This window comes from Paenibacillus sp. FSL W8-0439 (assembly GCF_038008995.1).
Taxonomy (GTDB): domain Bacteria; phylum Bacillota; class Bacilli; order Paenibacillales; family Paenibacillaceae; genus Paenibacillus; species Paenibacillus polymyxa.
In genome coordinates this window covers 191690-204885 of the sequence record NZ_JBBPAK010000001.1, presented here as the reverse complement: position 1 = coordinate 204885, position 13196 = coordinate 191690, and the positions used below count along the sequence as shown (strand labels likewise).

At 49.9% G+C, this 13196-nt stretch carries 13 protein-coding genes; all 13 read right to left on the bottom strand.

What is annotated here, in order from left to right:
* Positions 1 to 12: 12 nt before the first annotated feature.
* Positions 13 to 912 carry an RNase adapter RapZ gene (gene rapZ / locus MKX36_RS00890; RefSeq protein ID WP_013368808.1) on the bottom strand — a complete coding sequence of 300 codons (900 nt, stop codon included), beginning with the start codon at positions 910 to 912 and terminating at the stop codon, positions 13 to 15.
* 62 nt (positions 913 to 974) lie between these two features.
* Positions 975 to 1925: an ROK family glucokinase gene (locus MKX36_RS00885; RefSeq protein WP_016820123.1), complete on the bottom strand. Its 951-nt coding sequence runs from the start codon at positions 1923 to 1925 to the stop codon at positions 975 to 977.
* 405 nt (positions 1926 to 2330) lie between these two features.
* Positions 2331 to 3284 carry a thioredoxin-disulfide reductase gene (gene trxB, locus MKX36_RS00880; protein WP_013368806.1) on the bottom strand — a complete coding sequence of 318 codons (954 nt, stop codon included), beginning with the start codon at positions 3282 to 3284 and terminating at the stop codon, positions 2331 to 2333.
* A gap of 39 nt (positions 3285 to 3323) precedes the next feature.
* Positions 3324 to 5093, bottom strand: coding sequence for a tetratricopeptide repeat protein (locus tag MKX36_RS00875; protein WP_107734403.1), 1770 nt, complete (start codon positions 5091 to 5093; stop codon positions 3324 to 3326).
* Positions 5094 to 5326: 233 nt separating this feature from the next.
* Positions 5327 to 6151 carry a histidinol-phosphatase HisJ gene (gene hisJ / locus MKX36_RS00870; protein WP_340864049.1) on the bottom strand — a complete coding sequence of 275 codons (825 nt, stop codon included), beginning with the start codon at positions 6149 to 6151 and terminating at the stop codon, positions 5327 to 5329.
* A 36-nt stretch (positions 6152 to 6187) separates the two neighbouring features.
* A complete protein-coding gene (gene hisIE / locus MKX36_RS00865) occupies positions 6188 to 6928 on the bottom strand; it encodes a bifunctional phosphoribosyl-AMP cyclohydrolase/phosphoribosyl-ATP diphosphatase HisIE (RefSeq protein ID WP_340864048.1) in 741 nt (246 codons plus the stop codon).
* A complete protein-coding gene (gene hisF / locus MKX36_RS00860; protein WP_017427880.1) occupies positions 6925 to 7683 on the bottom strand; it encodes an imidazole glycerol phosphate synthase subunit HisF in 759 nt (252 codons plus the stop codon). Before hisF ends, hisIE begins: the two co-directional genes overlap by 4 nt.
* A gap of 11 nt (positions 7684 to 7694) precedes the next feature.
* Complete coding sequence (gene hisA / locus MKX36_RS00855; protein ID WP_340864047.1) at positions 7695 to 8426, bottom strand: 1-(5-phosphoribosyl)-5-[(5-phosphoribosylamino)methylideneamino]imidazole-4-carboxamide isomerase; 732 nt, start codon at positions 8424 to 8426, stop codon at positions 7695 to 7697.
* A 96-nt stretch (positions 8427 to 8522) separates the two neighbouring features.
* Positions 8523 to 9152: an imidazole glycerol phosphate synthase subunit HisH gene (gene hisH, locus MKX36_RS00850; protein WP_340864046.1), complete on the bottom strand. Its 630-nt coding sequence runs from the start codon at positions 9150 to 9152 to the stop codon at positions 8523 to 8525.
* Positions 9153 to 9155: 3 nt separating this feature from the next.
* Positions 9156 to 9764: an imidazoleglycerol-phosphate dehydratase HisB gene (gene hisB, locus MKX36_RS00845; RefSeq protein WP_025363693.1), complete on the bottom strand. Its 609-nt coding sequence runs from the start codon at positions 9762 to 9764 to the stop codon at positions 9156 to 9158.
* Positions 9748 to 11061 (bottom strand): histidinol dehydrogenase, encoded by a 1314-nt coding sequence (gene hisD / locus MKX36_RS00840; RefSeq protein WP_340864045.1) that lies wholly within the window; start codon positions 11059 to 11061, stop codon positions 9748 to 9750. Before hisD ends, hisB begins: the two co-directional genes overlap by 17 nt.
* A 62-nt stretch (positions 11062 to 11123) precedes the next feature.
* A complete protein-coding gene (hisG, locus tag MKX36_RS00835; protein WP_340864044.1) occupies positions 11124 to 11768 on the bottom strand; it encodes an ATP phosphoribosyltransferase in 645 nt (214 codons plus the stop codon).
* Positions 11765 to 12970, bottom strand: coding sequence for an ATP phosphoribosyltransferase regulatory subunit (locus MKX36_RS00830; RefSeq protein ID WP_017427883.1), 1206 nt, complete (start codon positions 12968 to 12970; stop codon positions 11765 to 11767). Before MKX36_RS00830 ends, hisG begins: the two co-directional genes overlap by 4 nt.
* Positions 12971 to 13196 lie beyond the last annotated feature (226 nt).

Sequence of the window (13196 nt, the reverse complement as noted above, 5' to 3'; positions counted from 1 at the left end):
GATTTCACCTCATTAATGCCGGTCCCGATCAGCATCCCGATGCGAAACAGAAACGGATTCTGTCTCGCTGGCACCCAGCATTTTTCCTAAATACTCCGATATTGCAACTGAACGATGCTTACCTCCAGTACAGCCAATACCGATAATGACCTGGCTTTTACCTTCTTTGCGATACTGCGGAATCAAAAAGTGCAACATATCCAACAACTTGGTTAGAAACGCCTGGGTCTCCGGCCACTTCATAACATAATCATATACATCGCTATCCTGTCCCGTGTGTGGACGTAGTTGGTCCACATAGTGGGGATTAGGCAGGAAACGCACATCGAATACAAGATCGGCATCAATGGGAATACCATACTTGAAGCCAAAAGATGTAATGTTCACGGACAGCATACTGCTCTCCAGATGGGAAAATCTAGAAATAATCCTCGCCTTTAAGGTTGCGGGCTTCATCGTACTGGTATCAATAACCTGTGTAGCGGAGCTTTTGAGTTCTTCCAACATCTTACGCTCCAATCGAATCCCGTCCAAAGGCATACCATCTGGAGCAAGCGGATGCCGTCGACGGCTTTCCTTGTACCGCTGTACAAGAACACCGTCATTCGCATTCAAGAATAAAATTTCACAATGAATCGTAAAATGATCTTTAATATAATTTAGCGATTCTGACAAGGCGGTGAAAAATTCTCGTCCGCGTAGATCAATAACGAGAGCCACCTTGCCAATTTTACCGTTAGATTGCTCAATCAACTCGGCAAATTTGGGAATCAGCACAGGGGGCAGATTATCAACGCAGAAGAAGCCCAAGTCTTCAAGGCTTTGCACCGCAATGGTCTTCCCAGCGCCTGACATCCCTGTAATAATAATGAGCGTTGCCCACGGTGCAGCATTTTTTAAATTATCTGTCATATGGACTTCCCTCTCCTTTTGCTTCTTTGCTCTATGTCAGTACCCCTATCGTCAACCCCGGATTAAGAGCGTAGCAGCAACCCAGCAGCCCCTACGATACCCGCGTCATTGCCTAAAACCGCTGGTACGATATATACCCCTTTTTGAAGCGGCTCAGGTGCCAGCTTGGCGTATACGCGACGCATCTCTTCAAACAAAAAGTCGCCTGCTTTAGAAACACCGCCGCCTATAATAAACAATTCTGGATTAAGCACAGCGGCAACCGCTGCCATCGATTTCCCCAAATAAAAGGCAGCCCGGTTCACGATACGCAACGCGACTTCATCCCCGGCTTTAGCAGCATCGAATACTTCCTTGGCAGCAATGTGATCTTCCAGCGCCAGAGAGGTCCGGTCGCCACGTTCCACAGCATCCTTGGCCATACGAATGATGCCTGTTGCGGAAGATACAGTTTCCAAGCAACCCATTTTGCCGCATCCACACTGAATAGCCTCCAGATCAGGCACGACGCTGATATGTCCAATTTCCCCAGCCATACCCGAAGAACCTTGATATATTCTACCATTTATAATAATACCGCCACCTACACCTGTTCCCAGGGTATAGCATACACAGTTTTCTATGCCTTTGCCTGCGCCAGCCCAAGCCTCACCCAGCGCAGCAACATTCGCATCGTTGTCTATTTTTACAGGCTTGCCAATCCGGTTCTCTAGGAGCGCACGGATCGGTACGTCACGAAAGCCAATATTAGGAGCGAGGACAATAATACCATCACGAACATTCGTAAAACCTGCAACACCTGCACCGACACCTTTTAGTTGATCCCACTCATAAGGAGATTGCTCAACAATATGCCGCACATATTTTTCGATATTACCGATGACAACGTCTACACCTTTATCGGTTTCGGTTGGTCCCTCATATGTGTGCAAAAGCTGTCCGTCTTCATTACAAATGCCGACTTTAATCGCGGTACCGCCCAAATCGACACCTACATAGATACTTTCAGACATGTTCCAAGCCACCTTTATGTTTACTTAAAAATCTGGTATAAAATATATGCTTAAAATTCCTGCCTCGTAGGAGTAATCCTACGTTCCAACTATAATTGAAGCCCCCGTTACGGTCAAGGACACTTACCTGTTGAAAAATGTACGATTAGCTGAACTTTTTAACTCATGCCTCCGTAAGAAAAACGTCTATTGACGTACTTTCAAGGAAGCCAGACCACGCTTAACGGAATTTTTCTTGCGATTATAGAATTGTTCAGCTCCGCTGAAAATTTATAAATTCAATAATCATAAAAAGGAGAAAGCCTGTGCAAATGCACCAGGCTTTCTCTTCCTGAACAAACAACGGGGCTTAACAGAGGGGTCTTAGCCCCTCACATGAGCCACTTTGTGTATTATAGACACTCTTTATTGATCCAGTGTTTCGCTCCAGTCGTGGACAGCGCTGCCTTCAAGATACTTCTCGCAATCCATAGCCGCCATACATCCCGTTCCCGCAGCCGTAATGGCTTGTCGATAACGGTTATCCTGCACGTCCCCACAGGCAAAAACACCCGGGATGTTCGTTTCCGTCGTGCCTGGCTTCACTTCAATATAGCCGTGTTCATCGGTATGAATTTGTCCGTTCAGGAAGCCTGTGTTCGGTGTATGGCCAATCGCCACAAACACGCCATCTGCCTCAATCAGCTCATCCTGGTTGGTCTCATTATTGTGTACTTTCAAGCCCTTTAAGCCAGTTTCCCCTGTTACAACTTCCAGAGGAGTCCGATTTAATGCCCAATGTACTTTTTCATTTTCACGTGCGCGGTCTTGCATAATTTTAGATGCCCGCAATTCGTCACGACGATGGACCAAGGTTACGCTGGAAGCGAAACGGGTCAAGAAGCTCGCTTCCTCCATGGCTGAATCGCCACCGCCGACCACGATAATCTTTTTCCCACGGAAAAAGAAGCCGTCGCAAGTTGCGCATGTGCTAACTCCGCGACCTACATTGTCCTGCTCACCCGGAATGCCGAGATATTTGGCGGACGCGCCTGTAGCAATAATAACCGACTCCGCCTCAATGATGCCTTTACCCTCTACCTTCACTTTAAAAGGGCGCTTGCTGAAATCGACTTCCTCTACCCAACCGGAAGTAAACTCAGCGCCAAAACGTTCGGCCTGCTTGCGCATGTTATCCATCAGCTCAGGTCCGAGGATACCTTGCTCAAAACCCGGAAAATTTTCAATTTCAGTCGTTGTGGTAAGCTGCCCACCGGGCTGCATTCCTTCAATGATCAGCGGATTCATGTTGGCGCGTGCCAAATAAATAGCGGCTGTGTAGCCTGCAGGACCTGTACCAATAATTATGGATTTATACATACGTTTGTTGCCTCCTTTAAGTGATGTTTGGAGCAGATGTTAGACCTGCTTTTTAAACGTGGAGAGCGGCTGCTTTAGCTTCTGTTTGATACCACACACGCTGTCAATTTGACGTGCGTAGCGGCTTACGGTCGATACGGAAATACCATAGCGGTCAGCTACTTCCTGATAGGTGACGGAATGATGATGCATTTTGGCTGTCAAATATTCCAGTGCAGCTGCCCATCCCTCAGTATGCTGAACCATCGGGACCTCTGGAGCAAGCCGATCCAAATACTCCTGCCAAAGTGATCTCAAATCATGCTGCATGGCCGGATCGGATGATTTGCTCATGACGGTTAGTACCTTGTCCAGCACGGCCTGCCATTGTGGATCAACTGGCGAAGCAGAGATGTCACCTTCAGTTGTATGCGGATCTTGCTCAGCCTCTAACCGCTCAGGATGTTCTGTTTCCGTGTGTGTATGCTGCACATCCTGCTCTGCCAGCTCTTGCAATACTTGCAAAGCACGGCGTTTGAGTTCACCCTCCTGATCAGGATCTTCTACGAAGGACTCCAGTGCCTGACGCACTTCATCGTCACCGATCAAGCTTAACGCCTGAATAACCTGTAGCTGAGTCGCTCGGTCTCCGTGGCGCAAGGCCCAGAAGAAAGATGATCGGATTAGCGGGTCCTTCTTCATACTGTCAGGCACCTGCTCAGCGCCAAACTTCTCCCACATGCGGAATTGCTCCTCAAACGGGAGATGATAGTGATAGCTGAGCACTTGCAGCGGTGTACCTTCCTGCTGAAGCTCTTCCAATCTGGATAGGAAAAACCTTGGAACCTCCGAGGAAGCATCCTGCTTTTGCAAGTGACTCCATAACCGCCGAGCTTCCGCATATCTTCCCGTATTGCTGGCAGCCACCGCTGTGTAATGGTACAAAGAAGCGTCCGCATTGTTCTCTCCATTGCTATGAAGCAACCTGCGGAAATGCCTGTAGGCCTCCTCATGGCGCCCGAGAATCCCCATAGTGGTCGCCAGCTTGAACACCTGCTCCTCCTGAAACGGTATAGTGACCGCCAAGGTTTGAACCAGACGATCCAATTCTGGGCCGCCGCCTTCGTGCTGATAAAAAATCGCCAAGTTGCACAATGCGTGTAAATTACCCGGCTCATCCTCCAACACTTGAATAATGGTAGCCTTAGCATTTTGGAACAATCCCATGTAGTAATACGCTAGCGCCAGATTATTCCGCGCAGCGAACATGTCCGGTTGCTCCTCCGAAATTTGCTTGAGCAGTTGGGCTGCCTGAGCAAATTTTCCTTCCTCCAGCAGAACACGGGCCTGATCATGCTCGACCACTCCCTGCCGGGCCTTAATGCGGTTCAGCTTCGTTGGACGGTCCAGCTCATAATAGAGCAGCTCCATCATTTCCTCGGCTTCATCAAGAAACTGGCCTTCTTCGTCCTCCTCCAGGTACGTGACCAATGCTTTTTCCGCTTCTTCAAACTGCTCCATATTAGCGTAATTATTCGCCATATAGAAATAACATTCTGTCATCGACGAGTCTACGTCACTCAGAACAGAGGACAGGATCTCATTCGAACCTGCATAATCCCCCATCTCTGATAATATACCCGCCATATTGCAATGATTCACCGGATTATCCGGTTCATATTCAACGGCTTTGCGAAAATATTTCAATGCCTTGTCATAATGATTGCGATCAAGCGAGCGCACAGCTTTCTCAAAAAAGAAAGATGCGTCGAAACGCAAAGCAATAATCTTAGGGCTAGGTTCCGAAACTCGCAGATGTTTCCCTTTCATAAATAACCAAGGCACCTCCTTTAAAAGTAACTGGCATGTTCATACCCTTCAGTATACCACAACTTCAAAACGACTTGACAGTCGATCCTACCTCATTCCAAAAAACGGTTCCGTACTCGTACCCCAATAGATACATATGCAAAAATACGCAAAATAGCCGAGCGCATTTCCCCTGTATGAAAGGCGCGTTCGGCTAGCAACTAGATATAACATTAAGACCCAATAAATAAGTATTATAGCGCTAACGGAACCCGTGAACGTTCACGGTGCTGAAATACAGCGAGCTCGCGATAGCCGACTTCATATAAAAGCGCCCGCGCCTTCTCCAAGTGCTCAGCCAGCTTTGCCGGATCATGGGCATCCGAGCCGATGGTCAACGGGATACCTAGCGTGAAAGCTTCCTCTAGCATGCGTCGGCTCGGAAACATTTCGGCACAGGGTTTGGAAAGCCCCGATGCATTCAGTTCCATTGCCCGACCACCGCGGGCTACGGCTGAGAGTGCGGAGCGCTCCAATTCACGCAGCTCATCCTCTTCCTCCGGCTTCGGATGATAGCCGAAACGTTTAATGACATCCAAATGACCCATGATGTCATATAAACCCGTAGCGGCCGCCTTGGAAACCGCATCATAATATGTGCGGTATACCTCCAGCACATTTTTGCCTCCCCAATGGTGTACCTGACGGAAGTCGGTGACATCCCACTCACCGAGAAAGTGGACGGAGCCAATCACATAATCCCATGGGTATGCATGGATGATATCTTCAATTTCGCGTTCCCAGCCCTCGATATAGTCGCCTTCCAAGCCAACACGAATATCAATTTGTCCTTTATAGCGCTCCTTCAGATCCAAGCATTCTTCCACGTATCGGGGCAGCTCACCCATAGGCATCGCCATTTCTGGATAATAGTTAGCCGGTTCTACATGCACCAGCGGCATATGATCGGACAAACCGAGCTGATCCAGCCCCAGTCGAATTCCCTGCTGTACATACTCCTCCAGACTTCCTATCGCATGCCCGCAGCGGGAATGATGCGTATGATAGTCAATTTTCATGTAGCCCTCCCCTTTTCAAACCCTACAATACCCGTCCTAATCACGACGAGGGCGTTCATGACGGCGATTCAGCTCAGCCAGCACGTCATCGAGTGGTAGCTTGCGCTCCTGCAACAGCACCAGCAGGTGATAAATCAGGTCGCTGATCTCCAGGCGCAACTCCTCATTATCTTTGTTTTTGGCTGCAATAATCGTCTCGGAGGCTTCTTCGCCAACCTTCTTCAGGATTTTGTCTACGCCTTTATCAAAAAGATAGGTCGTATAGGCTCCTTCAGGACGTGTCTCCTCGCGCTCCTTAATAATTGCCTCCAATTGGGCGAGCACCTCAAAGCGGCCTTCTGAAGCATTGGAAATAGCATTGGTACGAGCTTCCAAAACTTGAGCGCCTGCATTTCCTGCCACAGGTGCTACAGCTGTTCCTGGCACGGAAATATCACGAGAAAAGCAACTCGTTGCGCCTGTATGACAGGCCGGACCGCTCGGAATGACACGCACCAATAGAGCATCGCCGTCACAATCCAGCTGGATGGAAGAGATCTTTTGCGTATTCCCAGAAGTTGCGCCTTTGTGCCATAGCTCCTGTCTGGAACGTGACCAGAACCAGGTCTCTCCTGACTCCAAAGACAATTTCAGCGACTCGCGGTTCATATAGGCCAGCGTCAACACCTGAAGCGTAGCATCATCTTGCACAATCGCCGAGACAAGCCCCGCCTCATTCCAGCGGACATTATCCAATATCTGCTCCAGAGTTAGCTGTTGGTTCAATTCACTGCTCATCGTATCTCCACTCCTCTGCGCTTCAAATCCCGTTTCAGCTCAGGGATTCCGATTTCTTTATAGTGAAAAATCGTTGCTGCTAATCCAGCATCTGCCTTGCCTGACGTAAACACGTCATAGAAATGCTCCTGTTTGCCTGCACCGCCGGAAGCAATAACTGGAATCCCTACGGTATCCGAAACTGCGGAAGTCAGCGGCAGGTCAAAACCATCCTTGGTTCCATCTGCATTCATGCTGGTCAGCAGAATCTCACCGGCTCCCAGTTGCTCTGCTTCCTTAGCCCAGGCCAAGGCTCGAATACCCGATGGCGTGCGGCCTCCGTGCGTGTATACTTCCCATTCGCCCCACGCATCATTGTACTTGGCATCGATGGCAACAACGATACATTGTGAACCAAAGCTGCGCGCACCTTCCGCAATCAGCTGCGGGTTGCGGACAGCTGCCGTATTTACGCCTATTTTATCAGCACCAGCCCGCAAAATGCGTTTCATATCATCGACATGAGATATCCCGCCACCTACGGTGAAAGGAATGGCAATTTCCCCGGCTGTCTGGCGAACTACTTCTTCCATCGTGGCGCGACCTTCAACCGAAGCGGATATATCCAGAAACACGATTTCGTCCGCCCCTTCCCGGTCATACAGCGCAGCCAGCTCCACCGGATCACCTGCATCGCGTAAGTTCACAAAATTAACGCCCTTAACCACCCTGCCATCCTTTACATCCAGACAGGGAATAATACGTTTAGCCAGCATGCCTACTCCCCCTATGCCTTTGCTACAGCTTGTACGGCAATCTGTAAATCAATGCTCCCTGTATACAATGCTTTACCCACAATAGCTCCGCCTACGCCTTCCTTCGCATAGGTGCTCAGTGTGATTAGATCATCCATCTTGCTGACACCGCCGGATGCAATCACGGTTCGCCCACTGCTTTTGGCAAGCGCTGCGATCGCCTCCACATTCGGGCCTTGCATCATTCCGTCGCGGGAAATGTCTGTGAAAATAAATGTTTCAGCTCCCTTGGAGGCCAGCTCAGCAGCCAATTCATCTGCTCGGACCTCCGAGGTTTCGAGCCACCCACGTGTAGCCACATAGCCATTCCGCGCATCCAAACCGATGGCGATACGATCACCGTAGGTACCCAATACCGCTTCCGTAAAAGCACGATCCTCAATAGCTGCCGTGCCCAAAATCACCCGGCTCACGCCCAGCGACAACAGCCGTTCCACATGCTCGCGCGTACGTAAGCCGCCGCCCACTTGTACAGGTACTTGCACCGCAGAAGCGATCCGCCCAATGAGCGCATCGTTCACTGGTTGACCTGCTTTGGCACCGTCCAAATCAACCAAATGAATGTAGGAGCCACCCGAGCGTTCCCATTCTCGTGCTACTTCCACCGGATTTTCGTTGTATATCGTCTCCTGGTTATAATCACCTTGTACCAGTCGTACACATTTGCCATCGCGAATATCAATCGCCGGGTATATCGTGAACAAAGTTAAGACCCCCTTGTGAGCTATTCAACATCTATATGCCTTTACATCAATCAGTGACCAAAGTTGGCGTACCACCAAATGCAGACTCACGAATCGTTACGCTCGCTTTTTCGCTTCCGCTAGTTCCAAAAACTGACGAAGCAGGCGCATCCCCATTTCTCCGCTTTTCTCTGGATGGAACTGCATGCCATACACATGGCCTCTGCCCACGATAGCCGTTACGGGCCCACCGTAGTCGGTCACCGCCAGCAGATCACTTTCGACCTCCGGCTTCGCATGATAGGAATGCACAAAATACACATGCCCTTCCTCCAAGCCCTGCAACAGCGGGTGCTCCGGCTGAGTCATACGCAGACGATTCCAGCCCATATGCGGCACTTTAACGCCCAGATCAGGAGCAAACCGAACGACCTCGCCTGGTAAAATATTAAGTCCTTCATGACTGCCGTATTCTTCACCACGAGTGAACAATAGCTGCATTCCCAAACAAACACCGAGCAGCGGTTGTCCAGCACTTGCAACCTCCTGCATAACCCGATCCAATCCGCTGGAACGCAGATGCTCCATCGCATCCCCGAAGGCCCCTACACCCGGCAAAATCACACCGCTGGAGGCACGAATCACTTGAGCATCTCCTGTCACTACAGCCTCAAAGCCAAGGCGCTCAACCGCCTTGCTCACACTATGCAGATTCCCTCTGCCGTAATCCACAATGGCAATGGACATGGACTACAGCACTCCCTTCGTTGAAGGCACTCCTGTCACCCGCGGATCAATGGAGGTCGCCTCATCCAAAGCACGCCCCAGCGCTTTGAACACCGCCTCAATCATATGGTGGGTATTTTGCCCGTAGTGAACAATGACGTGCAACGTCATGCGAGCCTCCAACGCAAATTTCCATAGAAATTCATGCACCAGCTCTGTCGAGAAGCTGCCTACCTGCTGAGACGGGTACTCTGCACGATACTCAAAATGAGGTCGATTACTCAGATCAATAACAACCTGCGCGAGCGCCTCATCCATCGGTACAAAGACACTGGCATAGCGCTTTATGCCTTTTTTATCACCCAATGCTTCCAGCAAGGTTTGCCCCAGACATATCCCAATGTCCTCGACGGTATGGTGGTCGTCGATATCCACATCCCCTCTGGCCTGTACATTAAGATCAAATTGTCCGTGCTTGGTGAACAAATCTAGCATGTGATTTAAAAAAGGAACATCCGTTTCAATCTCTGCCTGCCCTGTCCCGTCTACTGCAAATGACAGCTGAATGTCTGTTTCATTCGTTTTCCGGCTGACACTGCCTGTACGCCCTGCTTCGTTATTTTCGTTCCCCATCGCCATCCACCGCCTTCTTCTCATTGTCCAATCGAACTTGTATCGCCCGTGCGTGGCCTTCCAGCCCTTCATGCCGGGCAAGCTGCATAATGGTCTCTCCATTTCGCAGCAGTGCTTCCTTGCTGTAATAGATCATACTCGACTTCTTGATAAAATCATCAATGTCCACTGGCGAGGAAAAACGCGCCGTTCCATTCGTCGGGATGATGTGGTTAGGTCCGGCAAAATAATCGCCTACCGGCTCCGAGCTGTACGCTCCCAGAAAAATAGCTCCTGCATTTTCGATCATCCCCATATGTTCCATCGGCTGCTCTGTCATGATCTCCAAATGCTCGGGCGCAAGCCGATTGACAATACGGATGCCCTCTTCCAAATTGTCAACGACAATGATGGCTCCGTATGCCTCTACCGATGCAGCAGCAATATCTCTGCGCGGCAACTCCGCCAATTGGCGCTCTACCTCGGCTGATACTTCTTCGGCCAAGCGTTGTGAAGGCGTAACCAGTATGGCTGAGGCCATTTCGTCATGTTCCGCCTGTGAAAGTAGGTCAGCCGCTACATAAGAGGGATTGGCCGTGTCATCAGCCAATACGACAATTTCACTCGGTCCCGCAATACTGTCGATATCCACTGCACCGTATACTTCTCGCTTAGCCAGCGCTACGTAAATGTTGCCAGGACCGCAAATTTTATCGACCGGTTCAATACTATGTGTCCCGTATGCAAGAGAGGCAATAGCCTGCGCTCCGCCAACCCTGTATATTTCCGTTACACCAGCCTCTGCCGCAGCTACCAGTGTATAGGGGTCGATCCCTGCCTTGCCGCCTGTCGCCGGGGGTGTCACCATGACGATCTCCGGTACTCCGGCCACCTGAGCGGGAATGACATTCATCAACACCGAGGATGGATAGGCCGCTTTACCGCCCGGAACATACACGCCTACACGTTTCAACGGCCGGATGATTTGACCAAGTAAGCTACCGTCCGGCTGTAAATCCATCCATGAGTTACGCTTTTGCTTGAGGTGAAAAGCGCGAATATGATCTGCCGCTTCTCGAATTGCCTGTATAAATGAAGGCTCTACCTTGTCATAAGCCGACTTCAATTCTTCATCTGTCACACGAAGCTGCTCCGCTGTCAGCGATACACCATCAAACCCTTTCGTATACCGCAGGACAGCCTCATCCCCCTCTTGGCGTACCGATTGAATAATCGTACGCACAGCCTCGTTTTGCTCCGGTGTTCCGTAATCCACCTCTCGTTGGAGGCTGAAATCACGGGCTGCTACGATCTTCATTTGCTCATTCCCCCTACCTGCTGCTTGCTTGCAGAATGTTCCTGAACCGTTGCTCCGTTCCTTTAATCCTTCGGTACTACTTCAGTTGGGATCACCTGATGCAATCGATCACACAATGCCTGAATCGGACCATTTTTCATCCGGTAACTGACCCGGTTGGCAATCAAACGACTGGTAATATCCAGTATGCTAATCTGCTCAACCAATCCGTTCTCCCGCAAGGTCTGTCCCGTCTCCACCATATCTACAATGCGATCTGCCAGACCAATTAACGGCGCCAGCTCGATGGAGCCGTTCAGCTTAATGACCTCCACCTGCTGACCTTGCTCCCGAAAATACTGGGAAGCCACATTTGGATATTTGGTAGCGACCCGTTGACGAATACCTGGTTGCCAATCAGGTAAAGCAATTACCGACATCCGGCAACGGGCAATCCCCAGATCCAGCAGCTCATATACATCCTTGTTTTCTTCCAGCAAAACATCCTTACCGACAATGCCGATGTCAGCTGCACCATACTCCACATACGTAGGAACATCGACGGGCTTCGCCATAATAAATTCCATTCCCAGCTCAGGCAATGGGATAACCAACTTGCGGGTTTCGTCCACATCCAGTGGAATTGGAACCCCTGCCTGGCGGAAAAACTTGGAAGCCTGTTTGTAAATCCGTCCTTTCGGCATGGCTACCTTCAATGTTTCCGTCATGACAATTCCCCCCTTTGTACGGGCCGTCTTCCTTCAGCTGTATAGCTGTATACCTCTGCGTACAGATCCTGCTGCTCACGACGTCGATCCTCCGGTCCCCCCGTGAGTCCTGTCACCACAGTAAAACCCTCTGCACGTAGCTGTGCTGCGGCGGATAGCGCCTCTTGTCGTTCCTGCTCGTCATAACGGATAAATATCGGACGCTTCGTCTCAATTGAAATACCATCCACACCATCAACGATTCGGTTCGTCTTCAATGCGAATCCCGTTGCCGGTACCGATCGCCCAAACTGCTGAAGCAGATTGTCATAACGACCTCCGTTGCATACCGGAAACCCGATTTCCGCTGCATAGCCCTCAAAAGTCATTCCTGTATAATATGAAAAATCACCGATCATGGTAAGGTCAATTAACACATGCTCAGATACGCCGTATGCCTCCAGCACTTCCCACACCTCGCACAAATGAGCAATGGATTGAATCGTCTGCTGCTCCACACTAAGGCCAGTAGCCTGCTCGCAAATTTCCTTCCCACCACGAAGCCGAAGAATGGCCTCCAGCTTATCCCGATGCGCGGGGGCCAAACCTAAAGCTTCAATCGCCGTTCGGTAGCCCACTACATCACGACTGAGCAACAGTTCTTTTAGTGCTTGCTGTTCAGCCTGGCGACCTGGAATGATCTCTTCAAATAACCCGTTCAGGAATCCCACATGTCCCATGGCAATTTTAAAAGAGTTAACACCCGCTGCCTGCAATGATGCAATGGCCAATGCTACAACCTCTGCATCAGCCTCAGGTGAATCATCCCCTACCAGCTCCACGCCTGTTTGAAAAAACTCCGCCTCTCTTCCTGCCTCTTCCTCAATCGCTCGAAATACATTGGCGTGATAGGACAGGCGAAGCGGTACTTCTTCTTCCTTTAGCAACGAAGACACCACCCGTGCAATCGGAGCAGTCATATCAGAACGAAGTACCAACGTAGTCCCCCGGTTGTTGAGCAATTTAAACAGCTTCCGATCAGAAGTAGAACTAGCCACTCCCACTGTATCGTAGTATTCCATCGTAGGCGTCATAATCTGACGGTAACCCCAACGCTCCATACATGCGAGTACATTCAGTTCAATGGCCCGCAGCTTCGACACTGCACGTGGAAGATAATCTCGAACCCCTACAGGAATCTCAAATCCTTTTGGCTTAGACATCTCTATCACCTCATGATTTCACAATATCTTTATCATGGTAAAGTGCTAACAAACTAAAGTATATTCGATATATTATCATGCCCTACTTATGAACGTCAACCAAACGTAGCAGCCCATTTTTACAGCCCGGACAAGTCGCTGTCCCTCTCTATATTTTATCCAATGCAAAATACATGAATCCTAAAAAAAGACTGTCAGCCTTAAGCCAACAGTCTAAGTCAAAGTA

What these genes read in the sequence shown, in the direction of transcription:
- rapZ (WP_013368808.1), bottom strand. Translation starts at nt 912, where the DNA reads ATGACAGATAATTTAAAAAATGCTGCACCGTGGGCAACGCTCATTATT.
- MKX36_RS00885 (WP_016820123.1), bottom strand. Translation starts at nt 1,925, where the DNA reads ATGTCTGAAAGTATCTATGTAGGTGTCGATTTGGGCGGTACCGCGATT.
- trxB (WP_013368806.1), bottom strand. Translation starts at nt 3,284, where the DNA reads ATGTATAAATCCATAATTATTGGTACAGGTCCTGCAGGCTACACAGCC.
- MKX36_RS00875 (WP_107734403.1), bottom strand. Translation starts at nt 5,093, where the DNA reads ATGAAAGGGAAACATCTGCGAGTTTCGGAACCTAGCCCTAAGATTATT.
- hisJ (WP_340864049.1), bottom strand. Translation starts at nt 6,151, where the DNA reads ATGAAAATTGACTATCATACGCATCATTCCCGCTGCGGGCATGCGATA.
- hisIE (WP_340864048.1), bottom strand. Translation starts at nt 6,928, where the DNA reads ATGAGCAGTGAATTGAACCAACAGCTAACTCTGGAGCAGATATTGGAT.
- hisF (WP_017427880.1), bottom strand. Translation starts at nt 7,683, where the DNA reads ATGCTGGCTAAACGTATTATTCCCTGTCTGGATGTAAAGGATGGCAGG.
- hisH (WP_340864046.1), bottom strand. Translation starts at nt 9,152, where the DNA reads ATGTCCATTGCCATTGTGGATTACGGCAGAGGGAATCTGCATAGTGTG.
- hisB (WP_025363693.1), bottom strand. Translation starts at nt 9,764, where the DNA reads ATGGGGAACGAAAATAACGAAGCAGGGCGTACAGGCAGTGTCAGCCGG.
- hisD (WP_340864045.1), bottom strand. Translation starts at nt 11,061, where the DNA reads ATGAAGATCGTAGCAGCCCGTGATTTCAGCCTCCAACGAGAGGTGGAT.
- hisG (WP_340864044.1), bottom strand. Translation starts at nt 11,768, where the DNA reads ATGACGGAAACATTGAAGGTAGCCATGCCGAAAGGACGGATTTACAAA.
- MKX36_RS00830 (WP_017427883.1), bottom strand. Translation starts at nt 12,970, where the DNA reads ATGTCTAAGCCAAAAGGATTTGAGATTCCTGTAGGGGTTCGAGATTAT.